Raw genomic sequence first — 25,210 nt, 5'->3', positions numbered from 1 at the left:
AGCCGCCATTTGCCATCTCGCTGTATAGATTGCATGCCCGATGCCAGCTTTTTGGTATCCTCAATAAAAACAATGGCTTGAGGTATTGGTGCCTGTTTGCGGGCTGCCAAGTGGCGGTCAGATGACTCGAGGCGTGCGCGCTGTTGGGCGATTCATGGTGCGTTGCAGCATGGTTGTGCACCAAATGCGTGCCGTTTTTCGAGCATATCCGTACGTCATCAATAACTTATGTGGCTTGCGGGTGTGGATAGCGGGTGTGGATAGCGGGTGTGGCTAGCAGGCATCGTCTGCCCGCTGGCACTGTACCTGTACCTCGCCGCCAGCCAGACGCACAGGCCACACCGTCAATGCGAGTGTGTCGTCGTCCAGGCATTGGCCATCACTGAGTCGATAGCGCTGCTTGTAGAGTGGCGAGATCACCAGTGGCTCTCCGGCGTGATCACCCAGCAGGCCGCGGGCAATCACGTTGGCGCCTGACACCGGATCATGATGGTCGATGGCGAACAGCGTGAGGTCATCGCTATCGGCTGTGGCCGGCAGCGTGAACAGGGCGATCTGGCGGGCGTGGCCGTCCGCCTCAAGCCAGGCGGCCACGCCGGATCCCGGCACCAGGTCCTCGCGCTGGCAGAGTGTCACCCAGCGCAGCGGCGACTGTGTCGCGGCAGAGGTGTCCTGTGTTGCAGAGGACGGGCTGGAGAGCGGAGTGGAAGATGTCGTGGCGAGTGCAGGCGATGTCATGAGCGTACCTCCGTGGCCAGGTGGGTCGTTGACTGAGGTTGATGTTCTGCCACTGCTTCGCGGGCGCCACCGTCGCTGGTGATCAGATTGCCACTGGCCAGTTCATCGCGGCTGGCGGGGCGAATCTGGTCACGCTCAACGATATTGACCACGTCAGGGTCCGGGCGCTGGTCATTCACATAGCTGCGGAAGCGCTTGAGCTTCTCGGGGCTCTTGAGCGCATTGGCCCATTCGCATTCGTAGCGGTCCACCACCTGCTGCATCTGCTCTTCGAGGGTCTCGCCGAGCCCCAGGCTGTCCTCGAGAATCACCTCTTTCAGATAGTCGAGGCCGCCCTCGAGGCCCTCGCGCCAGACGGAGGTGCGCTGCAGGCGGTCGGCGGTGCGGATGTAGAACATCAGGAAGCGGTCGATGGTGCGGATCAGGCTCTCGTCATCCAGGTCGGTCGCGAACAGCTCGGCATGACGCGGGCGCATGCCGCCGTTGCCGCAGACATAGAGGTTCCAGCCGTTCTCGGTGGCGATCACGCCGACATCCTTGCTCTGGGCCTCGGCGCATTCGCGGGTACAGCCGGAGACGGCGAACTTGAGCTTGTGCGGTGAACGCAGGCCCTTGTAGCGGTCTTCCAGCGTCAGCGCCATCGCCATGCTGTCCTGCACGCCATAGCGACACCAGGTACTGCCGATGCAGGATTTCACCGTGCGGGTGGACTTGCCGTAGGCGTGGCCGGTCTCGAAGCCGGCGGCGATCAGCTCGCTCCAGATGTCCGGCAGCTCATGCAGCTGGGCACCGAAGAGGTCGATGCGCTGACCGCCGGTGATCTTGGTATAGAGGTTGTAACGCTTGCCGATCTCGCCGATGGCGATCAGCTTGTCCGGCGTGATCTCGCCGCCTGGGATGCGTGGCACCACGGAATAGGTGCCGTTCTTCTGCATGTTGGCCATGAAGGTGTCATTGGTGTCCTGCAGCGGAATGTGCGAGGACTCGGTGATCGGCGCGTTCCAGCACGAGGCCAGAATCGAGCCCACCGCCGGCTTGCAGATCTCACAGCCCAGGGCATCCGGATGGCGGCCGTGGCTGGCCATCAGCTCGGCGAAGGTCTCGATGCCTTCGACGCGCACCAGCGAGTAGAGCTCCTGACGCGTGTGCGCGAAGTGCTCGCACAGTGAGCGATCGACCTCGACGCCACGACTTTCCAGCTCGGCATCCACCACCTTCTTGAGCAGCGCCGCACAGCCCCCGCAGCCGGTGCTGGCCTTGGTGCAGGCCTTGATGGCGCCCAGATCACTGTTGCCGGCATCGATGGCGCTGCAGACATCGCCCTTGGAGACGTTGTGGCAGGAGCACAGCGTGGCGCTGTCGGGCAGGGCATCCGCGCCCAGCGTGATGGCTTCGCCACTGGCATCCGGCAGGATGAGTGCCGCCGGGTCCTTGGGCGCCGCGATGCCATTGGTGACGTACTGCAGCAGGGTGTCGTAGCGCGAGTTGTCGCCGATCAGTACCGCGCCCAGCACCCGCTTGCGGTCCTGCGAGACGATCAGGCGGCGATAGACGCCGTCGGCCTCGTCACAGTAGCGATAGCTGATCGCGCCCTCGGTCTTGCCGTGGGCGTCACCGATGGAACCGACATCCACGCCCAGCAGCTTGAGCTTGGTGGACATGTCGGCGCCCTGGAAGCGGAAGCTCTCCTGAGAGGCGCTTGCGGCATCACCAGCGCTGGCAGCCAGCAGGGACGCCACGCCGCGGGCCATCTGATAGCCCGGCGCGACCAGCCCGAAGATGCGCGATTGCCACAGGGCGCACTCGCCGATGGCGAAGATTTCCGGGTCCGAGGTGCGGCATTCGTCATCGATGATGATGCCGCCGCGCTCGCCGATCTCGAGGCTGGCGCTGCGTGCCAGCGCGTCCTGAGGGCGGATGCCGGCGGAGAACACGATCAGGTCGGTCTCCAGATACTCGCCATCGGAGAAGTTCATCCGCCACTGATGTTGCTCGCCGGGCACGATGTCGGTGGTGGCGCGATTGAGGTGCACCCCCACGCCCAGCGCAGTGATGTGTTGCTTGAGCGCAAGGCCGCCATCCTCATCCAGCTGCACCGGCATCAGGCGTGGCGCGAATTCGACGACATGCGCTTCCAGGCCGAGTGACTTGAGGGCATTGGCGGCTTCCAGCCCCAGCAGGCCACCGCCGACCACCACGCCATGTGTCTTGCCATCGGCGGCAGCGCGAATCTGATCAAGATCCTCCAGGGTGCGGTAGACCAGGCGATTGCTGGCGGCGGCCTCGCTTCCCGGCTCACCGAGGCCCTGTATGGGCGGCACGAAGGGGGTCGAGCCGGTTGCCAGCACCAGGCTGTCGTAGGGGTAGCGTCCACGCGGGGTGATGACATGGCCGCCATCGCGGTCGATGGCGGTGACACACTCGTCGAGGTGCAGGGTGACGCCCGCCTTGCGGTAGTCGTCGGCGGTGCCGAGCGCGAGAGATTCGGCATCACGTCCGGTGAAATACTCCGAGAGATGCACGCGGTCGTAGGCGATGTGGCGTTCTTCGCCGAAGACATGAATCTGGTAGTGCGCGGTGGCGCCCAGTGCGATCAGCTGCTCGACGCAGTGATGGCCAACCATGCCATTGCCGATGATGATCAGGTGTTTCATGCGGCCTCCTCGAAGGTGTCAGGGGTGTTGTCGGTCTTGTCGGTCTTGTCTGTGGTGTCGCGATCACGATGCTGGTCTGTCATGTCTTGAGTGCCCGGCTTGCCACTGGGGTCATCGGGCGCCGTCGGTGGGCCGTCCTGGGTCAGACGTGCGAGGGCTTCTGCCGGCATCAGCAGGAGGTCTTCGCGAATCCTGGTCAGTGGCGTACCGGCCTTGAGCGCTTCGAACAGGGCGTTGCCGGCACTGACGTCGCCGTAGAGCACCACGCCGACCAGGCGCTCCTCGCGCAGCAGCAGTCGGCGGTAGTCGCCCAGGGCGTGGTCCTGATAGACCAGCACCTCGTCATTCGGCTGGGGGGCAAGCTCGCCGCAGCTATAGAGGTCGATGCCGCTGACCTTGAGGCGCGTCGCCAGTGGCGCATTGCGATAGGGCGGAGTCGGTTGCGCGAGAAGCTGGCGGGCGAGCACTTCGATCTGCGCCCAGATGGGCTCGATCAGGCCGAAGGTCTCGCCATCCACCTCACAGCATTCGCCCAGCGCGTGAATGTGCGGATCACTCGTGAGCAGATGGCCATCGACCTGGATGGCGCGCTGACAGGCCAGCCCCGCAGCACGCGCAAGCTCGATTTCGGGGCGAATGCCGGTGGCGGCGATGGTCAGTCCGGCGTGCAGTTCGCGGCCATCCGTGAGGCGTACGCCGCTGATGCGGCCCGCCGGGGACTCGAGCCACTCTTCGAGGTGCGCGCCGGTGATGATGTCGAGGCCACGCTCGCGAAGTTCCCGCTCCAGAAGTCCGGCCGCGACCTCATCCAGCTGACGGTTCATCAGACGCTCGCTGCGCTGCAGCAGCGTCACCTCAAGACCACCCTTGCGCAGGCCCTCGGCGGCCTCGAGCCCGAGCAGCCCGCCGCCGATGACCAGTGCGCCGGCGCCCGCCTGCCGTCCGGCAAGGCAGGCGGCCTGCATCTGCTCGACATCCTTCAGATCGCGAAAGCCCATCAGTCCCGGCGGCCAGTCATTGACGGACGACGCCTTTGGCAGATGAGCGGGCAGAGGCAGGGGCAGCGCCGGACGTGAGCCGGTCGCGATCACCAGTCGCTGATAGGGGATGCGGCCACCGCTGGCGGTCTCGACACAGCGGGCGGCGCGATCGATCTGGCTGGCGGGGTCGCCGCTGATCCGTGTGATGCCGTGCCGCGAGAACCAGTCGGCCTGCTGGCTGATCAGGCCTTCGGTTCGTGTCTCGCCGGCCAATAGCGGCGAGAGCTGAATGCGGTTGTAGGGGAGGTGGGGCTCCTCGCCGATCACCGTGACCGGCCAGGGCAGCTGCTGATCAGGGCTCAGCGAGACCAGCTGCTCCAACAGCTTCTGCGCCGCCATGCCGTGGCCGATGATGACCAGTGCTGGCGTAGGCTCGCGGGTGGTAGATGACGGATGCATTCTGCCTCCTTGCGCTGACGTTCTGGACGCATAAAAAAAAGCGCCTGCTTGCCGCCGTGATGATCACGACGTCAAGCAGGCGCCTTTGCCTGGAAGATGAGAGCTAAGCATTGGATAGCGAGTTGCAGCGTCAGGTGACGATGTCGCTGTCACCCGCAACTGCGGCAGGTCTGGCGGACCGTTGGCTGCTGCATGTCACTCATCGGAGTGATGCGCTGCGAGACCTGCGATTCGGGGTCGTCATTGACCCAACCTGCCGATACTCAGGCGAATTCGGTGCCGCTTCAGAGAAAGTCGCTATTTTTCATTCACTTGCGGTTGAAGAGGCTCGAGGTGAGGTCCTGGCATGGTCGAGCCGGTCGCGGTTGCGGGAGGCGTCAAGGCAGGGATTGGTGCAGTCGCATGCGCTGATGCACATGGCTGGTGCGTCAGTAGTGCCTGGCGCTGGCCGTCTCGCGCTGTTCGCCTCCTGCTTCGGTAGCTCGTGACGGCCAAGTGATTGTTATTTCTGATGATTGGTCAGGGTTGGTCTGTTAAGTGCGTCTGTCAGGTCATTGGTGTGATACCTGATTGAGGGTTCGCGACTCGGCAAGCTGCACTGTTGCGAGACTCGCGAACCGGCCAACGGCGGCTCTTCAATCATGCACGCCATGTCGACGTCTCGAAGACGAGATTGCGCACCCATCGGCATGACGAGATCGTATTCACCATCAGTTTCCATTGTCAGTCTGCAGGGTAGAGCAGGACTGACAACGACAGGCAAAGGCGCCTGATGACCGCACATTACGTGGCGGGTCATCAGGCGCCTTTTTTCATGCTTACTGCACCAGGGAGAGATGTCGATGCAGGCCAGCAAGCCCCAGAGCACAAGTGAGTCTTCCCCCTGCAGCGCCTCGACGACCTGCCCGTATTGCGGTGTCGGGTGTGGCGTATCGCTTGAGCTGGAAACCCGGGCGCAGGAGGGCGGTGAGCTCAAGCGCAGCATCACCGCCGTCAGCGGCGACAACGACCATCCGGCCAATTACGGGCGTCTGTGCGTCAAGGGGTCTGCGCTTGCCGAGACACTGTCATCCAGCGGCCGCCTGACGCAGCCTCAGATACGCGACGCCGCAGGCGTGCTGCGAGAGGTGAGCTGGGATACGGCGCTGGAACTGATCGCCGCTCGCTTCGGTGAGCTGCGCAGCACGCATGGTGGGGACAGCATCGCCGCCTATCTGTCGGGGCAGCTGTTGACCGAGGACTATTACCTCGCCAACAAGCTGTTCAAGGGCTTCATCGGCACGCCGCACCTGGATACCAATTCGCGGCTGTGCATGGCCTCGGCGGTCGTGGCGCACAAGCGTGCCTTCGGGGCAGACGCCGTGCCTTGCAGCTACGAGGATCTCGAGCGTGCCGAGCTGGTGGTGCTGGTCGGCAGCAATCTTGCCTGGAATCACCCGGTGCTGTTCCAGCGCCTCAAGCAGGCGCGTATCGACAATCCGCTGCTGCGTATCGTGGTGATCGACCCGCGCCTGACCGACAGCTGCGAGATCGCGGACCTGTATCTGGGCATTCGCCCCGGTAGCGACGCGCGCCTCTTCAATGGCTTGCTGGCCTATATGGCCGAGCGCGGACGCACCGATCGCCTCTATCTGGAGGCCCACACTCAGGGTTTCGATGCGGCGCTCAAGCAGGCGAAGCGTGACGACTGCTCGCTTTCCGCGATTGCGCGGGATTGCGATATCGATGTGGAGCGTCTCGAGACCTTCTATTACTGGTTCGCCACCCAGTTGCACGTGGTCACGCTGTTCTCCCAGGGCGTGAATCAATCGACCAGTGGCACCGACAAGGGCAATGCGATCATCAATTGCCATCTGGCGGGCGGCAAGATCGGGCTGCCGGGCGCGGGGCCGTTCTCCATCACCGGGCAGCCCAATGCGATGGGCGGCCGCGAAGTCGGTGGCCTGGCGAACCAGCTGGCGGCACATATGGATTACGACACGCCGGGTGCGCGGGCGCTGGTCAGCGAGTTCTGGAAGGCGCCGAACTTGCCCGAGGGGCCTGGTCACAAGGCGGTCGAGCTGTTCGCGGCGCTGGGACGCGGCGAGATCAAGGCACTGTGGATCATGGCGACCAACCCGGCGGTGAGCCTGCCGGATAGCGCACGAGTGCGTGCAGCGCTGGCGGTCTGCCCGCTGGTGATCGTCTCCGAGTGCATGGCCGACAGCGACACCCTGGCCTACGCCGATGTGGTGCTGCCGGCCAGCAGCTGGAGCGAGAAGGATGGCACCGTCACCAACTCCGAGCGCTGCATCTCGCGCCAGCGTGGCCTGCTGACTCCGCCGGGCGAGGCGCGTCATGACTGGTGGCAGCTGGCGGAGGTCGGCAAGCGCATGGGCTATCAGGAGGCTTTCGACTACTCGGGGCCCCATGCGATCTTCCATGAGCACGCCCGCCTCTCGGGGTTTCGCAATTCTGCGCCGCGTCTCAAGGCCGGTCGCAAGCCAACGGCGACTTCCTCGGTCAAGCGACTGTTCAACATCGCGCCGCTGGCGGAGCTGGATCGCGCGGGCTACGACGCGCTCAAGCCGATCCAGTGGCCGGTACGCCGCGGGGACAAGGGCGAGCTGATCGGCACGCCGCGCCTGTTCGAGGATGCCACCTTCAACACCCCCAATGGGCGCGCCCGCCTGGTGCCCGTGGTGCCGCAATTGCCGCAACAGGCGCTGAGCGATGCGGTGCCGCTGCGCCTCAATACCGGGCGTATCCGTGATCAGTGGCACACCATGACGCGCACCGCGCGCAGTGCCCGCCTGATGAATCATCGTGCCGAGCCTTTCGTGGAGCTCCATCCGCAGGATGCGGCGACTCGTGGCTTGCAGGATGGCGGTCTCGCGCGGCTCAAGGGGCGTGATGAGCAGGGCGGGCTGCGTGGAGATTATCGGGCTCGCGTCCGCATCAGCAGTGGTCAGCGTCGCGGGGAGGTGTTCATTCCGATGCACTGGAGCGACCACTTCGCGAGTCATGCCCGAGCCGGTGCGCTGCTGGCGGGGCTCGTCGATCCCTTCTCCGGTCAGCCGGAATCCAAGCATGGCGCGGTCGAGGTCGAGTCATTGCCGTGCGAGTGGCAGGCCACCTTATTGATCGCCCCCTCCATTCTGGCCGGGCGTGAGGATCTGGCAGATGCCGTGGCCCAGCTCGATGGACGCTACTGGGCGCGTATTCCGCAATCGGCATTGGTGCGCTACCAGCTGGCAGGTCAGGGGCAGCCGGATTGGCAGCATTGGTGCGAAAGCCATCTGGGTGTCCCGGCGGGGCTCTGGGCACAGGACGCCGCGCAAGGGGGCATCAGCGCAGCGGGCTTTCGTGATGGACGCCTTGTCTGGTGGCTGAAGGTGATGCCGGGTGACGCACACCTCGATCGCCAACCCAATATCGCCTGGCTGGGCGAATGCTTCGCATCAGAGCAGCTCTCCGCGCATGAGCGGCGCAGCCTGCTGGCCGGCCGTCTCTCCGGGCAGGCGGATGTCGGGGCGATGGTCTGCGCCTGTCATCAGGTCGGCGAGCTGACCATTCGCCAGGCCATCCAGTCCGGTGACGGTTCCGTGGAAGCACTGGGCGCGCGACTGGCCTGCGGCACTCGCTGCGGTTCCTGCCTGCCTGAACTCAAACGTCTTGTGGAAGAGGAGCGATCCGATGAGCGGACTGATTCGTTGGAAATGGCGTGACCTGATGTCGCTATCCAGCAGTGCAGAGTCTCTCGGAATTCTCATGGCACGGCTGACCGACGGCCTGATGTCGCGGCGCGAGTGGCGTGGCGAGAATCGGCAGGCGCCAACGCGCAGCGATGCCAACGGGATTTCTCCCGCCTGGGAGGCGTTTCTTCCGGGGCAGGTCGCGCTGGTGGGCGCGGGGCCGGGGGATCCGGACCTGATGACGCTCAAGGCTTGGCGAATGCTGAATGCTGCGGATGCGGTGGTCTATGACCGACTGGTCGGCGATGAGATTCTCGCTCAGCTACCGGTTCACTGTGAACGCTATTACGTCGGCAAGGCCTGCGGCAATCATAGTGTGCCGCAGGACGAGATCGGTGCGCTGATGGTTCGCCTGGCGGGGGAGGGCATGCGAGTCGTGCGCCTCAAGGGCGGTGACCCCGGTGTCTTCGGCCGCATGGGGGAAGAGCTCGCGGCCCTCGATGATGCCGCCATCACGCGTCATATCGTGCCGGGCATCACCGCGGCTTCCGGTGCGGCCGCTGCCCTGGGGATGCCATTGACGGACAGGGCGCATGCACAGCGTCTGCGCTTCGTGACCGCTCAGCTCTGCAGCAAGAGCGAACAGCCTGAATGGCAGCAGCTGGCGCGTCGCGATGAAACGCTTCTCTTCTATATGGGGCTCAATCGTCTCGAGGTGATCTGTGATGAGTTGCAGCATCATGGACTGCCGGCGGACTGGCCGATGATGCTGGTCGCCAATGCCAGCCTTCCCGAGCAGCAGACTCTTCACGGCTCGCTCGGCAATATGGTGAGTCGTCTGGCCGAGCATCCATTGCCGACACCGTGCCTGATCGTCGTGGGCAGTGTCTGTCAGATGGCGGCGGGGCGAGAGAGTGCGCTGGCCGATGCCGTCGCGCAGGCAGCGGCTCACATGTCTTGCAGGGAAGTTTTTGAAGAAGTTTGTTGAGGGGGAGAATGGAAGATGCGCTTGATGGGGCGGCGCTGGAAGCACCGGTAGAAAACTGACTATATAGAGGGCTCTCCATGTGGTGCCCTTCGAGTTGTCGTCCTGATGGCATTAGAGAAACGCATGGGCCCGCTTTGCACTCTTTTGGGCATTGCTGCCAAAAAGCCCTTGCCCTCACGGCGGTTCGTGCGTAAAGTACGCATCCGCTGCCGGGGACGCATGGCGTTACCAGCGGTGAAAGAGGTTTGCAGGTGATTGTTTTGCTTGAGGTTTTTGAAGTCCGCTTCGAAGTCATCGATTGACAATCCCGGGCGATTCGCTAGAATACGCCGCACTCCTTACGGAACAGGTGATCGAGCAATGCTCCTCACCGCTTGATGATGCTTAGAGGCAGTCGACTGACTCATCATCAAGTGCTTGACTTCTCAAGCGTTCCGGGTAGAATATGCCTCCTCGCTTAACGGCGACGCTCTTTAAAAATTTGATCAGGTAATTCGTGTGAGCGCTTGCCGATGAGTGGTGACAAGGTCACCAAATATCGGAGCAAGCCTCTCACGAGAAGTTTGACTCTGAACCAAGTTTGGTCTGCTTAACAGACTATCAAGCTTTCAACTGAAGAGTTTGATCATGGCTCAGATTGAACGCTGGCGGCAGGCTTAACACATGCAAGTCGAGCGGAAACGATCCTAGCTTGCTAGGAGGCGTCGAGCGGCGGACGGGTGAGTAATGCATGGGAATCTGCCCGATAGTGGGGGACAACCTGGGGAAACTCAGGCTAATACCGCATACGTCCTACGGGAGAAAGCAGGGGATCTTCGGACCTTGCGCTATCGGATGAGCCCATGTCGGATTAGCTTGTTGGTGAGGTAATGGCTCACCAAGGCGACGATCCGTAGCTGGTCTGAGAGGATGATCAGCCACACTGGGACTGAGACACGGCCCAGACTCCTACGGGAGGCAGCAGTGGGGAATATTGGACAATGGGCGAAAGCCTGATCCAGCCATGCCGCGTGTGTGAAGAAGGCCTTCGGGTTGTAAAGCACTTTCAGCGAGGAAGAACGCCTTGGGACTAATACTCCCGAGGAAAGACATCACTCGCAGAAGAAGCACCGGCTAACTCCGTGCCAGCAGCCGCGGTAATACGGAGGGTGCAAGCGTTAATCGGAATTACTGGGCGTAAAGCGCGCGTAGGTGGCTAAGTCAGCCAGGTGTGAAAGCCCCGGGCTCAACCTGGGAACGGCATCTGGAACTGCTTGGCTAGAGTGCAGGAGAGGAAGGTAGAATTCCCGGTGTAGCGGTGAAATGCGTAGAGATCGGGAGGAATACCAGTGGCGAAGGCGGCCTTCTGGACTGACACTGACACTGAGGTGCGAAAGCGTGGGTAGCAAACAGGATTAGATACCCTGGTAGTCCACGCCGTAAACGATGTCAACTAGCCGTTGGGTCCCTTGAGGACTTAGTGGCGCAGCTAACGCAATAAGTTGACCGCCTGGGGAGTACGGCCGCAAGGTTAAAACTCAAATGAATTGACGGGGGCCCGCACAAGCGGTGGAGCATGTGGTTTAATTCGATGCAACGCGAAGAACCTTACCTACCCTTGACATCCAGAGGACTTTCCAGAGATGGATTGGTGCCTTCGGGAACTCTGAGACAGGTGCTGCATGGCTGTCGTCAGCTCGTGTTGTGAAATGTTGGGTTAAGTCCCGTAACGAGCGCAACCCCTATCCTTATTTGCCAGCGAGTAATGTCGGGAACTCTAAGGAGACTGCCGGTGACAAACCGGAGGAAGGTGGGGACGACGTCAAGTCATCATGGCCCTTACGGGTAGGGCTACACACGTGCTACAATGGCAAGTACAAAGGGTTGCAATACTGCGAAGTGGAGCCAATCCCATAAAGCTTGCCTCAGTCCGGATTGGAGTCTGCAACTCGACTCCATGAAGTCGGAATCGCTAGTAATCGTGGATCAGAATGCCACGGTGAATACGTTCCCGGGCCTTGTACACACCGCCCGTCACACCATGGGAGTGGACTGCACCAGAAGTGGTTAGCCTAACCTTCGGGAGGGCGATCACCACGGTGTGGTTCATGACTGGGGTGAAGTCGTAACAAGGTAGCCCTAGGGGAACCTGGGGCTGGATCACCTCCTTATCGACACTGTCTACTGCTCGCGGCAAGTGCTCACAACGAATTACCTGATCTTATTGCTGGCTTAGCCGGCAGTGGCAAGCGTGCTCAACAAAGCGCGCTTCTCACTGTTCTCTGAACAGCCGCTCTTTAACAATGTGAATCATGCTGACGATAGATATGTGCGCCAAGCGCATGTCTATCAAACGATATGTCGGAGAGGTCCGACAGATTCGTAATCCTTGACAGACCCCTTGGGGTTATATGGTCAAGCGATTAAGCGCATACGGTGGATGCCTTGGCAGCCAGAGGCGATGAAGGACGTGATAGCCTGCGATAAGCGTTGGCGAGGTGGCAAATACCCTGCGACCCAACGATTTCCGAATGGGGAAACCCACTCACCATCAGGTGAGTATCTATAGGCCAATACATAACCTATAGAGGCAAACCCGGGGAACTGAAACATCTAAGTACCCGGAGGAAAAGAAATCAACCGAGATTCCCCAAGTAGCGGCGAGCGAACGGGGACCAGCCCTTAAGCGTGACAACTGACAGACGAACAAGCTGGGAAGCTTGACGATACAGGGTGATAGTCCCGTAGTCGAAGTCTGAGTCACGTGAAATCGAGTAGGTCGGGGCACGAGAAACCTTGACTGAACATGGGGGGACCATCCTCCAAGGCTAAATACTCCTGGCTGACCGATAGTGAACCAGTACCGTGAGGGAAAGGCGAAAAGAACCCCGGCGAGGGGAGTGAAATAGATCCTGAAACCGTATGCGTACAAGCAGTGGGAGCACCTTCGTGGTGTGACCGCGTACCTTTTGTATAATGGGTCAGCGACTTATATTCTGTGGCGAGCTTAACCGTATAGGGGAGGCGTAGGGAAACCGAGTCTTAACTGGGCGACCAGTCGCAGGGTATAGACCCGAAACCGGGCGATCTATCCATGGCCAGGGTGAAGATTGAGTAACATCAATTGGAGGCCCGAACCCAAGTATGTTGAAAAATGCTGGGATGAGCTGTGGATCGGAGTGAAAGGCTAATCAAGCCCGGAGATAGCTGGTTCTCCTCGAAAGCTATTTAGGTAGCGCCTCACGTATCACCGCTGGGGGTAGAGCACTGTTTCGGCTAGGGGGTCATCCCGACTTACCAACCCGAGGCAAACTCCGAATACCAGTGAGTGCAGCGTGGGAGACACACAGCGGGTGCTAACGTCCGTTGTGAAAAGGGAAACAACCCAGACCGTCAGCTAAGGTCCCAAAATCCTGATTAAGTGGGAAACGATGTGGGAAGGCTCAGACAGCTAGGAGGTTGGCTTAGAAGCAGCCATCCTTTAAAGAAAGCGTAATAGCTCACTAGTCGAGTCGGCCTGCGCGGAAGATATAACGGGGCTAAATCAGGTACCGAAGCTACGGGTTCATCCTCTGGATGAGCGGTAGAGGAGCGTCGTGTAAGCCAATGAAGGTGGATTGAGAAGTCTGCTGGAGGTATCACGAGTGCGAATGCTGACATGAGTAACGATAAGGGGAGTGAAAAACTCCCCCGCCGGAAGACCAAGGTTTTCTGTTCTACGTTAATCGGAGCAGAGTGAGTCGGCCCCTAAGGCGAGGCGGAAACGCGTAGTCGATGGGAAACGGGTTAATATTCCCGTACCGGATGTGGTTGCGATGGGGGGACGAAGAAGGCTAGGTGAGCCAGGCGTTGGTTGTCCTGGTGAAAGCATGTAGGCCGAGGAATCAGGCAAATCCGGTTCCTCTGAGGTCGAGATGCGAGACGAACTGACCACGGTCAGGAAGTCATCGATGCCACGCTTCCAGGAAAAGCCTCTAAGCTTCAGATCACATGCGACCGTACCCCAAACCGACACAGGTGGTCAGGTAGAGAATACCAAGGCGCTTGAGAGAACTCGGGTGAAGGAACTAGGCAAAATGGCACCGTAACTTCGGGAGAAGGTGCACCGGTTCGAGTGAAGGACTTGCTCCGTAAGCTCTTACCGGTCGAAGATACCAGGTGGCTGCAACTGTTTATTAAAAACACAGCACTCTGCAAACGCGCAAGCGGACGTATAGGGTGTGACGCCTGCCCGGTGCCGGAAGGTTAATTGATGGGGTTAGCTCACGCGAAGCTCTTGATCGAAGCCCCGGTAAACGGCGGCCGTAACTATAACGGTCCTAAGGTAGCGAAATTCCTTGTCGGGTAAGTTCCGACCTGCACGAATGGCGTAATGATGGCCACGCTGTCTCCACCCGAGACTCAGTGAAATTGAAATCGCAGTGAAGATGCTGTGTACCCGCGGCTAGACGGAAAGACCCCGTGAACCTTTACTATAGCTTTACACTGGATGCTGATGTTGTCTGTGTAGGATAGCTGGGAGGCTTTGAAACCACGTCGCCAGATGCGGTGGAGCCAACCTTGAAATACCAGCCTGACATCATTGGCGTTCTAACTCAGGTCCGTTATCCGGATCGAGGACAGTGTATGGTGGGTAGTTTGACTGGGGCGGTCTCCTCCTAAAGAGTAACGGAGGAGCACGAAGGTACCCTCAGCACGGTTGGAAATCGTGCATTGAGTGCAAGAGCATAAGGGTGCTTGACTGCGAGACAGACACGTCGAGCAGGTACGAAAGTAGGTTCTAGTGATCCGGTGGTTCTGTATGGAAGGGCCATCGCTCAACGGATAAAAGGTACTCCGGGGATAACAGGCTGATACCGCCCAAGAGTTCACATCGACGGCGGTGTTTGGCACCTCGATGTCGGCTCATCACATCCTGGGGCTGAAGTCGGTCCCAAGGGTATGGCTGTTCGCCATTTAAAGTGGTACGCGAGCTGGGTTTAGAACGTCGTGAGACAGTTCGGTCCCTATCTGCCGTGGGCGTCGGAAGTTTGAGAAGAGCTGCTCCTAGTACGAGAGGACCGGAGTGGACGAACCTCTGGTGTTCGGGTTGTCATGCCAATGGCATTGCCCGGTAGCTACGTTCGGACGGGATAACCGCTGAAAGCATCTAAGCGGGAAGCCCCCTTCAAGATGAGACTTCCCTGAGGCCTTGCGCCTCCTGAAGGGCCCTTGAAGACTACAAGGTTGATAGGCTGGGTGTGGAAGCACAGCAATGTGTTGAGCTAACCAGTACTAATTGCCCGTGAGGCTTGACCATATAACACCCAAGGGGTTTGCGCAGGCAAACCGCCGGGATTGCGACAGGATCGAGACATATCGGTCAGCATGATTCATATTGCGAGTCACGAGGCCACAAGCCTCGAGACTCAGGCATCGCAAGATGCCACCGTTTCGCCTGACGACCATAGCGAGCGTGAACCACCCGATCCCATGCCGAACTCGGAAGTGAAACCGCTTAGCGCCGATGGTAGTGTGGAGTTTCTCCATGTGAGAGTAGGTCATCGTCAGGCACTTATCCCGAACCGCCCCTGTAGCCTTGCTACAGGGGCGGTTCTCTTTGTGCGCAGGAAAAGTGGTGCTCAGGAAAGTTGGCGTAAAAGAACAGCCGTGCTGAGGTAAATGCGTAAAGCACAAGACATAGCTACATGAGCTATATGATACAAAGATGCCTCTATCATTATCGTGATAGAGGCATCCTTGTATATGGATCAGTATCACTGGGAAAGCGTGCTGGCTCTCTATTGAGTGTACTTGATCGACAGGCATTCCACGCTGTTGAGAGATATCTTTATCGGGAGATATCTTTACTGTTGCAGCACCTGCTTGGTGTCTGCGCTGTCATTGAATATCACTCATTGAAGCTATCCATGAATAGGCGCAAGGAGGCGATATGTCGAGGGGCTTTTCATATTCGTTATCAAGACTTCTATTGGCAGGAATGATGGCTCTTTTGTTGGGGCTGATGTCGTCAGAAATGGCATCTGCCGGGGAGCGAGAGAGGAAGATAGAGCGCTGTCAGTTCATCAAGGACAAGATCGAATATTATACCGATAGGCGTCGCGGCGGCGGGTCGTCGGGCCAGATGCGAAGTTGGCAGTCCCAGCGCAATGACTACAAGCAGCGCTACCGGGATGAAAACTGCACGCGTGTCAGGACAGCACTGAAGTGACTCCCCTATTGACGCGATAATAGTGAATCGCAGTGCTCTATTCTCAGCGTTGTGGGTTGTAGGTTGTAGATAGACGCAGCCAAAAATGACGATGCCCTTCTTGAGAATGTCTCAAGAGGGGCATCGTTGTTTAGGACGATTCGCTCAGGGCGATTCGTTCAGGGACGTTTGCGCAGGCGTGTCAGGCCTTCCTGGGCGCTGGATGCCACCAGCTCGCCGTGCCGGTTGTAGAGACTGCCGCGAGCGAAGCTGCGTGCGCCTCCCGCCCACGGGCTATCCATCTCGTAGAGAATCCAATCATTGACGCGTACATCGCGGTGGAACCATAGCGAGTGATCCAGGCTCGCCATTTGCAGTTCGGGCGAACCGAACCGCACACCATGTCCGCCGAGGCCTGTCGCCAGCAGATTGAAGTCGGAGCTATATGTCAGCAGGTAGCGATGCAGGGCATCATCTTCCGGCAGCTCGCCTGCCAGTCGGAACCACAACCGCTGGCGTGGCGGTGGGCAGGCGTCATCATCACTCGCCGAGCTAGGCGCCTTCAGGCGCAGGAACTCGATGGGATGGCCTTCGTAGCGCTCGATGCGTGCCCCCTGTTCGATCAACTGCTCTGGAGATTCGATATCGGGCATGGCGAGCTGATGCTCGAATCCCGCCTCCTTGCCATGGAAGGAGGCGCTGCAGAAGAAGATGGTCTTGCCATTCTGGATGGCACTGATGCGTCGGGTCGTGAAGCTGCCGCCATCACGGACGCCATCAACCTGATAGATGACAGGCTTGTGGGCGTCGCCCGGGCGCAGGAAGTAGCCATGCAGAGAGTGGACCTGGCGTTCGACCGGTACCGTGCGTGTCGCTGCGGACAACGCTTGTCCGAGTACCTGTCCGCCAAACAGCTGAGGGAAGCCGAGGTCCTGACTGTGCCCTCTGAACAGGTTCTCTTCCAGGGTCTCAAGACCCAGCAGGGTGACCAGTGCCTCAAGAGGCGCAGTGGCTGTTTGGGTCATGAATCTATCCTTGTGCTGAGAGGCAGGCGCTCGGAGCAGTGCCAGACCGCGCGGGGTGGCAATGCAGGAGGAAGCGCGAGCGCCAAGTCGTTATCATTTATCATGGTGAGCGAAACAATGGCTTCAGGATACCGGAGAACAACGGTGAGTGACGAGTTGACGATAGCGCCGCAGGCCCGGAGTGGGCCGCGTGGGGATCATTACTATATGCACCGCGCGCTGGATCAGGCGCGGCTGGCATTCGAGGCTGGCGAGGTGCCTGTCGGCGCGGTGGTGGTGGATCCTCAGGGCGACATCATCGGCACTGGCTACAATGCGCCGGTCAGCACCCCGGACCCGACGGCACATGCCGAGGTGCAGGCCTTGCGCGCGGCGGCGGCCCGACTCGGCAACTATCGTCTCGACGATTGCACGCTGTATGTGACGCTGGAGCCCTGCATGATGTGCAGTGGCGCCTTGATCCACGCGCGAGTGAAGCGGGTTGTCTACGGGGCAGCAGAGCCGAAGACCGGCATGGTGGAATCGCGTGCCAATCTGTTTGCACAGCCCTGGCATAATCACCACGTCGAGGTGGAAGGGGGACTATTGGCCGCTCACGCCAAGCGCTTGCTCAAGTCCTTCTTCGCGGAGCGGCGCGGTGAGCTTCCGCGCTGAACCTTTCGCTCAGATCCACCCGCGCTAATCCCTCCGCTCAGATCCGCCCGAGCAGGTCCTCCCGAGCTGATCCCCTGGCGTTGCTCTCATGATGGTCTCCATGGACCGTCAGGCAGCGACCTGAACCTGATTGCGACCACTGGACTTGGCGCGATACAGCGCCTCATCCGCTGCCTGCAGCAGTGCATCCAGCCGCAACGGAGCGCGCGCCACGCATGCCATGCCCACGGATACCGTGACGACGCTATCCGTGGCGGGCTGTGGCAGTCCTGCAGCCTGCACGGCACGCCGCAGCTCTTCCGCCAGAGTGCGGCCTACCGCGCGTGGGCATTCCGGAATGCACACCACGAACTCTTCGCCGCCGAAGCGCGCCAGTATGCCGCCGGCAGACTCCACGGGTGCCCGTGAGACGGCGGCAATCTTCTGCAGGTAGCGATCTCCCTCCAAGTGTCCCAACTTGTCGTTGATCGTCTTGAAGAAGTCGATATCCAGAATCATGACCGTCAGAGGCATCTTGCCGCTGAAGCTCTGCACCTGCTCGAGGAAATAGCGACGATTGGGCAGCTGGGTCAGCTCGTCGTGACGCGCCAGCCACTGGATCTCGTTCTGCAGTCGCTCTCGCCGCACCATCTCTTCGCGAAGTGCATCATTGGCATTCTTGACGATGCCGTGCTCCTGCGAGACGCGGCGATACATGTAGATCACGAGGAAGAGCAGGTAGGCCAGCAGCATGCCCGTCAGCAACGTCACCTCCGGCAGACGGCCACGAGTGGCCGCCAGGAACTGCTGTGTCGGCTGCAGGCCCAGTGTCAGGTCGGTGGCGGGCAGCTCGATGGGGATGCGATGCCCCCAGGGCGCCAGACGACTTTCCGGGCCGACATGGATATAGATGTTGCCGCGCTCTGACAGGGTGACCGCAAATGCCTCATTGCGTGCCGTGTCCATGGCCCTGTCGAGCAGAGGGGCCAGATCCACCACCATGGCGATCGCCCCCAGGATGGTGCCATCACGTGGATCGCGCACCGGCAGGTAGGACACCATGCCCTTGCCGCCCTGAATCAGGTCGATGATGCCGGTATGGCCCTCGATGCCAAGTTCCAGCGGGTTGCGCAGTGGAGTGTCCGGCTGAGCATCCAGCAGGCGTACGCCCAGCACGTCATGATTGCGGCCCTTGTCCGGGAAGACGCGCGTTATCACGCTGTCCGGGTCGATGAAGGCGATGTTCTGGAAGTAATCGAAATCCTTGTAATAGCTGCGTGCCAGGCGTTGCCACTCTCCGCGTGACGGTGTCTGTCCCATCAGGCTCCAGAAACCGGCGAAACGTCGCATCGCATTGAGCTGGTCGTTGATCTCGCGAGACAGCTCCGTGGCGATCTTGTCGCCCAGTACGTAGGTCGACTGGTTGATGCGATTGTTCTCGTCCTGGCTCTGCTGCTGCCAGGCGAGCAGACATACCAGGGTGATCGAGGAGGAAATGATCAGCGGTATGAGATTGCGGCGCCACATCTGCATGAATGCCGGCTGTAGATCGATCCATTGAGCGATCAACAGCAGACTGACGAAGCTGGTCAGCGTGATGCGTTCCGGGCCTGCCAGCACCATGCTGGCGACGGAAAGACTGGCGTCGGACATCATGGCAAACAGCAGCAGCAGCGTGACTTGCGTCAGCTGGATGGCAGAGCCGAATCCCAGTCGCATGCGCAACAGGGCGCAGGTCGTGAGGCCGAAACAGGCAAACAGGATCAGGATAGGCGGGCGGATATTGGCGATATGCCAATCGCCCGGCAGATTGATCAGCAGGTCTCCCCAGTGGTCCACCCCCACCCAGCTTTCCGGTAGCAGGAAGGTACAGATCAGCAGGATATTGAGGATCAATGAGGCGCCGAGGAACAGCTGACTGAGGGAGGTATTGCGCCAATGCCAGGCAGCCTGGCCGGCGGCTTGCAGGGTCAACATCATCAGCAGCAGCGCATTGGCTTCATTGCCGGCAGACGGCCAGAGCCCCAGCAAGGCGATGCCGAACGCGATCAGGCTTAGCGACATCAAGACGAGTCTGCGTGTCATTCCCTGTCCTTAGAGGCTCTTGATGCGTGGTGAAGATGCGTGCACTTGAGGCACCGGAGTGCTGACGGTCCGAACTCCATCCTCAGAGAATCGGAGGCACTGTATCGAAGGGATTGCTGTCGCCTTCGTCGTCGGTAATCGGACGCTCATCCAGCTGATAGAACTGCTGCTGGCTACGGTAAACATAATTCAGTATTTCATAATAACGACGGATATTGCGGACATAGATGACAGGTTCTCCGCCGCGTGCATAACCATAACGGACTTTCTGGTACCACTCACGATTCTGCAGCAAGGGCAGGGCTTCGCGGACATCCTTCCAGCGATTCGGGTCGCCGCCCTTCATCTTCACGATCCGTCTGGCGTCAAACAGGTGACCCAGGCCGACATTGTAGGCTGCCAGCGTCATCCAGGTGCGATCCGGTTCCTTGATCTCGTCCGGCAAGCGTCCCTTTATACTCACAAGATAGCGTGAGCCACCATCGATGCTCTGAACGGGGTCCAAACGGTTGGCTATCTTCATTTCGCGCGCCGTCACATTGGTCAGCATCATCAGGCCGCGCACCCCTGTGGGAGAGGTGGCCTTGGGCTGCCAGTGCGATTCCTGATAGCCCGTGGCGGCCAGCAGTTTCCAGTCGATGCCGGTTTCGCGCGCGGCTTCCTTGAAGGTGTCGATATAACGCGGCAGGCGGTCGCGTGCCTGGCGGATGAAGGTCCGTGCGCCGACATACTCGAGATAGTCATCATGGCCGAAATAGCGCTCGACCAGTTGATCGAGGGTGCCATCCTGGCGGCGTGTCTCGAGAAAATCATTGGCGGCGGTCAGCAATGAGATGTCGCCATGCGCGGGGAAGGCCCAGGCCAGCGTCAGCGGATCGCCCACGTCGAAGCCGTTCTCCACATTGGGGAAGAACAGGCGATTGAGCTTGAATTGATGGGCATAGACGACCGCCGCATCCAGCTTGTCTTCCTCGATGCGTTGCAGCAGGTCCGCCACCTCAAGCTCGCCGGTTTCCTTCCAGCTGAGCTCGGGGATGTCCTGCTGGACTTCGCGCAGTACCAGGCTGGTGCCGGCGCCCTTGATGACGCCGATGCGCTTGCCGACCAGATCCTTCAATTCCTTGGGCGGGTGCATGCCGCGCCGATAGACCACCATCGCCTGCAATTCGAGGATGGGGCGCGAGAAGCGCAGGTCCTGTTCGGAGAGATCCAGCGGCAGGGTCGCGGCCGCAAGATCGGCCTGATCATTGAGCACGCTCTGGGTCAGGCTCTCGATATTGTGCTCGGAATCCATCGACAGACTCACGCCAAGATAATCGGCGAAATCCCGTGCCAGCTCGTATTCGAAACCGGTGGGCCCCTGACGGCCACGATAGAAGGTCGTGGGGGTATTGCGCGTGGCGACCTGAATGAAGTCGCGCGCGCGGACATCGTCCAGCCGCGTGGGCATCTCGATGAGGGTGCGCTCGGGCAGTATCAGCAAGGCGAGGGCCAGCGCCGCGACGAGGAAACGCCGCGCGTGGCGCAGCAGCTGTCGCACGGGCGGAATGAGAGAAGAGGGCGAAGTCTTGAGCATGCGTCAGCATCATTCACGGCAGGGCTTCCACCATACCGGCAGCTCAACACACTGTCATCCAACGCATGTCGCCTGCGGGCTTCGTTAAGGCTCGCCTTTCACGTATGATATGCGCTTGCTGCCGCCGTTTGGCGGTTGTCCGTTCACGCTGCTTCAGAGGCTTTCCCTGACCATGCTCGAACTGCGAGGCGCGCCTGCCCTTTCCGCCTTCCGTCACACCCGTCTACTGGCTGCATTACGCGAGCTGGTGCCGGAGGTGGAATCTCTTCATGCCGAGTACCTTCATCTGGCCGAGGTCGATGGTGAACTGAGCAGTTCCGATCGGACAACACTGGAGCGCCTGCTGGACTACGGCCCCAGTCGTGACGAGAGCGCTCCGGAAGGACATCTCTTCCTCGTCATCCCCCGCCTCGGCACGCTGTCTCCCTGGTCTTCCAAGGCCACGGATATCGCCGCCAACTGCGGCCTGCCGCAAGTCCGCCGCCTCGAGCGTGGCATCGCCTACCGCATCAAGCTGGACGCGCCCCTGAGCGAAGAGCTCTTCGCCACGCTGTCCTCCCGACTGCACGACCGCATGACCGAGACGGTATTGACCCGTACTCAGGACGCGGCACGTCTGTTCCAGCATCAGGCACCTGCCAAGCTTGCCCATGTCGACATCCTCGGCGGTGGCCGCGAAGCCCTGGCCAAGGCCAACGGTAGCCTGGGTCTGGCGCTGGCCGATGACGAGATCGATTATCTGGTCGAGTCCTTCAAGACTCTGGGCCGCAATCCTGCCGACATCGAACTGATGATGTTCGCTCAGGCGAACTCCGAGCATTGCCGCCACAAGATCTTCAATGCGGACTGGACCATCGACGGCGAAGCGCAGTCGCACTCGCTGTTCAAGATGATCAAGAACACCTACCAGCATCATCCGGATGGCGTGCTGTCCGCCTACAGTGACAACGCCGCCGTGATGGAAGGTCCGACTGCCGGGCGTTACTTCCCGACAGGCGAAGGCCACATCTATCGCTACCATCAGGAACCGATCAACATCCTGATGAAGGTCGAGACCCACAACCACCCGACCGCCATCGCCCCTTATCCGGGCGCCGCGACCGGTGCCGGTGGCGAGATTCGTGATGAAGGCGCGACCGGTGTCGGCTCCAAGCCGAAAGCGGGTCTGACCGGCTTCAGCGTCTCCAACCTGCGTATCCCGGGCTTCGAACAGCCCTGGGAGCACGATTACGGCAAGCCGGAGCGCATCAAGACCGCCTACGACATCATGCTCGAAGGCCCGATCGGTGGCGCTGCGTTCAACAACGAATTCGGCCGTCCCAACCTCAACGGCTACTTCCGTACCTACGAGCAGGATGCCTTCGGTGCCGGCGGCATCGAGCGTCGTGGCTATCACAAGCCGATCATGCTCGCCGGCGGTTACGGCAACATCCGCAGCCAGCACGTCGAGAAGGGCGATATTCCGGTCGGCGCCAAGCTGATCGTGATGGGCGGCCCGGCGATGCTGATCGGTCTGGGCGGCGGTGCTGCCTCTTCCATGGCCTCCGGCAGCTCCAGCGAAGATCTCGATTTCGCCTCCGTGCAGCGTGACAACGCCGAGATGGAGCGTCGCGTGCAGGAAGTCATCGATCGCTGCTGGGCGCTGGATGACAAGAACCCGATCTGCTTCATCCACGACGTCGGCGCGGGCGGTCTGTCCAACGCACTGCCGGAGCTGGTCAAGGATGGTGGTCGCGGTGGCCTGTTCGATCTGCGCGCCGTGCCGAGCGCCGAATCCGGCATGAGCCCGCTGGAGATCTGGTGCAACGAATCCCAGGAACGCTACGTGCTGGCGGTGGCACCGGAGAATCTGGCCACCTTCGAAGCCCTGTGCAAGCGTGAGCGTTGCCTGTACGCCGTGGTCGGTGAAGCCCTCGAGGAGCACGAGCTGATCGTCAAGGATGGTCACTTCGATACGCGTCCGGTCGATCTGCCGATGGACGTGCTGTTCGGCAAGCCGCCCAAGATGTCACGCAGCTTCGAGCGCCAGACGCTGGAGCTGCCGGCGCTGGGTCTCGACAACCTCGACCCGCGCGAAGCGATGACCCGTGTGCTGCAGCTGCCCACCGTCGCCTCCAAGAAATTCCTGATCACCATCGGTGACCGCTCGATCACCGGCATGGTCGCGCGCGACCAGATGGTCGGTCCGTGGCAGGTGCCGGTGGCCGATTGCGCCGTCACCACCAGCTCCCTCGACAGCCATGTCGGTGAAGCGATGGCGATGGGCGAGCGTACCCCGGTCGCGCTGATCTCGCCGGCGGCGTCCGCGCGTCTGGCCGTGGCCGAGGTGATCACCAATCTGGCCGCCGCGCCGATCGCCAAGCTGTCTGATATCAAGCTGTCCGCCAACTGGATGAGCGCTGCCGATCACACCGGCGAGAATCAGGCGCTCTACGAGGCCGTCCACGCCGTCGGCATGGAACTGTGCCCGGCGCTGGACCTGACCATTCCGGTCGGCAAGGACTCCATGTCCATGCGCACCGCCTGGCAGGACGAGAACGGCGAAGACAAGTCGATCACCGCGCCGCTGTCGCTGGTGATGACGGGCTTCGCGCCGGTCACCGATGCCATGCGTACCCTCACGCCGCAGCTGCGTCGCACGCTGAATGGCGAGGCCGTGGAAACGGACCTGATCCTGATCGATCTCGGCCATGGCGCTCACCGCCTCGGGGGCTCCGCGCTGGCACAGGTCTACGGTCAGGTCGGCAATGAAGCGCCGGATCTCGCCAAGCCCGAAGACCTCAAGCACTTCTTCGAGGCCATCCAGCGCTTCAACGTCGAAGGCAAGCTGCTGGCCTATCACGACCGCAGCGACGGTGGTCTGTTGACCACCTTGATGGAAATGTCCTTCGCGGGACGTGTCGGTCTCGACATCTCCCTCGACTGGACCGCCGCCGAGCCGGGTCAGGCCACCGGCGCGCTGTTCGCCGAAGAACTGGGTGCCGTGGTGCAGGTGCGTCGCGAGCATACCGAGTCCATCCTCGCCGAGCTCAAGGCCGTGGGCCTCGAGCACAGTGGCGTGATCGCCACGCCGCGTGCCGATGAGCAGATCAACATCACGCTGCTGGGCCAGAACCTGCTCTCCACCACCCGCGCCAGCGCCGAGCGTCTGTGGGCCGAGACCAGCTATCGCATGCAGGCCGCACGTGACAACGCCGATTGCGCCAAGAGTGAATTCGAGTCCATCAATGACGTGCGTGACCCGGGCCTTACCGCCCAGGCCACCTTCGACGTCAACGAGGACATCGCGGCGCCGTACCTTAACACCGGTGCACGTCCGCGCATGGCGATCCTGCGCGAGCAGGGCGTCAATGGTCAGCTCGAGATGGCGGCAAGCTTCGACCGTGCCGGTTTCGAGGCCGTCGATGTCCACATGAGCGACATCCTCGAAGGGCGTGTCGATCTGGACACCATGCGGGGTCTGGTCGCCTGTGGCGGCTTCTCCTACGGTGACGTGCTGGGCGCCGGCGGTGGCTGGGCCAAGTCGGTGCTGTTCAATGCGCGTGCGCGTGAACAGTTCGAGCGCTTCTTCAACCGTGACGACAGCTTCGCGCTGGGCGTCTGCAACGGTTGCCAGATGCTCTCCCAGCTCAAGGAGCTGATCCCGGGTGCCGAGGCCTGGCCGCGCTTCGTGCGCAACGAGTCCGAGCAGTTCGAGGCGCGTGTCGCGATGGTCGAAGTCGAGAAGAGCGCCTCGCTGTTCCTCGATGGCATGGAAGGCTCGCGCCTGCCGATCGCCATCGCGCATGGCGAAGGGCGTGCCGAGTTCCGCGACAGCGCTCACCTGCGCAAGATGCAGAGCAGCGGCCAGGTCGCGCTGCGTTACGTCGACAACTACGGCCAGACCACCACGCGTTATCCGGCCAACCCGAACGGCTCGCCGTCCGGCATCACCGGTCTGACCACCGATGATGGTCGCGTGACCATCATGATGCCGCACCCGGAGCGCGTGGCGCGTGCCGTCACCAACTCCTGGCGTCCGGACGACTGGCAGCAGGATGGCGCCTGGTTGCGCATGTTCCGCAATGCCCGTCGCTGGGTTGACTGAGCGACGTGACGCGCCAGCGACTCGGCCTCCTCGGTCGATGAGGCTGGCGCACGCCGCCAGTGGCGAAATGCAGTAACGGGAGACGCCTTCGTGGTTCACGCCACGAAGGCGTCTTCTTGTTTATAGACATGCCGAGAGCATC

At 61.0% G+C, this 25,210-nt stretch carries 10 protein-coding genes and 3 rRNA genes; 7 read left to right on the top strand and 6 right to left on the bottom strand.

The window, feature by feature from the left end:
• Positions 1–273 precede the first annotated feature (273 nt).
• The 3 genes from nirD to R1T44_RS16510 are packed head-to-tail and all read right to left on the bottom strand — an operon-like array spanning position 274 to position 4,831.
• Positions 274–738, bottom strand: a complete 465-nt coding sequence (nirD, locus tag R1T44_RS16520) for a nitrite reductase small subunit NirD (protein ID WP_284726931.1) — start codon at positions 736–738, stop codon at positions 274–276.
• Complete coding sequence (gene nirB, locus R1T44_RS16515; protein WP_284726932.1) at positions 735–3,392, bottom strand: nitrite reductase large subunit NirB; 2,658 nt, start codon at positions 3,390–3,392, stop codon at positions 735–737. The genes nirD and nirB overlap by 4 nt, the downstream gene beginning before the upstream one ends.
• Entirely contained in the window at positions 3,389–4,831 is a 1,443-nt protein-coding gene (locus R1T44_RS16510; protein ID WP_317292304.1) for an NAD(P)/FAD-dependent oxidoreductase, read from the bottom strand. The genes nirB and R1T44_RS16510 overlap by 4 nt, the downstream gene beginning before the upstream one ends.
• Positions 4,832–5,673: 842 nt before the next feature.
• Between R1T44_RS16510 and R1T44_RS16505 the strand changes: the two genes are divergently transcribed.
• From R1T44_RS16505 to rrf, 5 genes are all read left to right on the top strand, one after another.
• Positions 5,674–8,538, top strand: a complete 2,865-nt coding sequence (locus tag R1T44_RS16505; protein WP_284726934.1) for a molybdopterin-dependent oxidoreductase — start codon at positions 5,674–5,676, stop codon at positions 8,536–8,538.
• Entirely contained in the window at positions 8,507–9,493 is a 987-nt protein-coding gene (gene cobA, locus R1T44_RS16500) for a uroporphyrinogen-III C-methyltransferase (RefSeq protein WP_317292303.1), read from the top strand. The genes R1T44_RS16505 and cobA overlap by 32 nt, the downstream gene beginning before the upstream one ends.
• 609 nt (positions 9,494–10,102) lie before the next feature.
• Positions 10,103–11,643 (top strand): 16S ribosomal RNA (locus tag R1T44_RS16495).
• Positions 11,644–11,885: 242 nt separating this feature from the next.
• Positions 11,886–14,771, top strand: a 23S ribosomal RNA gene (locus R1T44_RS16490).
• Between the two features lie 137 nt (positions 14,772–14,908).
• Positions 14,909–15,024, top strand: a 5S ribosomal RNA gene (gene rrf, locus R1T44_RS16485).
• The 16S, 23S and 5S rRNA genes sit together here, the layout of an rRNA operon.
• Positions 15,025–15,841: 817 nt before the next feature.
• On the opposite strand, the gene R1T44_RS16480 is transcribed toward rrf, so the two are convergent.
• Positions 15,842–16,687, bottom strand: a complete 846-nt coding sequence (locus R1T44_RS16480) for an acyl-CoA thioesterase (RefSeq protein ID WP_317292302.1) — start codon at positions 16,685–16,687, stop codon at positions 15,842–15,844.
• A gap of 207 nt (positions 16,688–16,894) precedes the next feature.
• On the opposite strand from R1T44_RS16480, the gene tadA reads away from it, so the two are divergent.
• Positions 16,895–17,341: a tRNA adenosine(34) deaminase TadA gene (tadA, locus tag R1T44_RS16475; protein ID WP_213114018.1), complete on the top strand. Its 447-nt coding sequence runs from the start codon at positions 16,895–16,897 to the stop codon at positions 17,339–17,341.
• A 108-nt stretch (positions 17,342–17,449) separates the two neighbouring features.
• Here the strand turns inward: tadA and R1T44_RS16470 are convergent, their stop codons facing one another.
• Positions 17,450–19,405: a GGDEF domain-containing protein gene (locus R1T44_RS16470; protein WP_284727268.1), complete on the bottom strand. Its 1,956-nt coding sequence runs from the start codon at positions 19,403–19,405 to the stop codon at positions 17,450–17,452.
• 82 nt (positions 19,406–19,487) lie between these two features.
• Complete coding sequence (mltF, locus tag R1T44_RS16465; protein ID WP_082388806.1) at positions 19,488–20,981, bottom strand: membrane-bound lytic murein transglycosylase MltF; 1,494 nt, start codon at positions 20,979–20,981, stop codon at positions 19,488–19,490.
• 172 nt (positions 20,982–21,153) lie between these two features.
• Between mltF and purL the strand changes: the two genes are divergently transcribed.
• Positions 21,154–25,068 (top strand): phosphoribosylformylglycinamidine synthase, encoded by a 3,915-nt coding sequence (purL, locus tag R1T44_RS16460; RefSeq protein WP_284727267.1) that lies wholly within the window; start codon positions 21,154–21,156, stop codon positions 25,066–25,068.
• The last annotated feature ends 142 nt before the right edge of the window (positions 25,069–25,210 follow it).

It is taken from the genome of Cobetia amphilecti (genome assembly GCF_032923285.1).
GTDB lineage: Bacteria > Pseudomonadota > Gammaproteobacteria > Pseudomonadales > Halomonadaceae > Cobetia > Cobetia amphilecti.
This window is presented reverse-complemented; position numbering and strand designations above follow the sequence as displayed.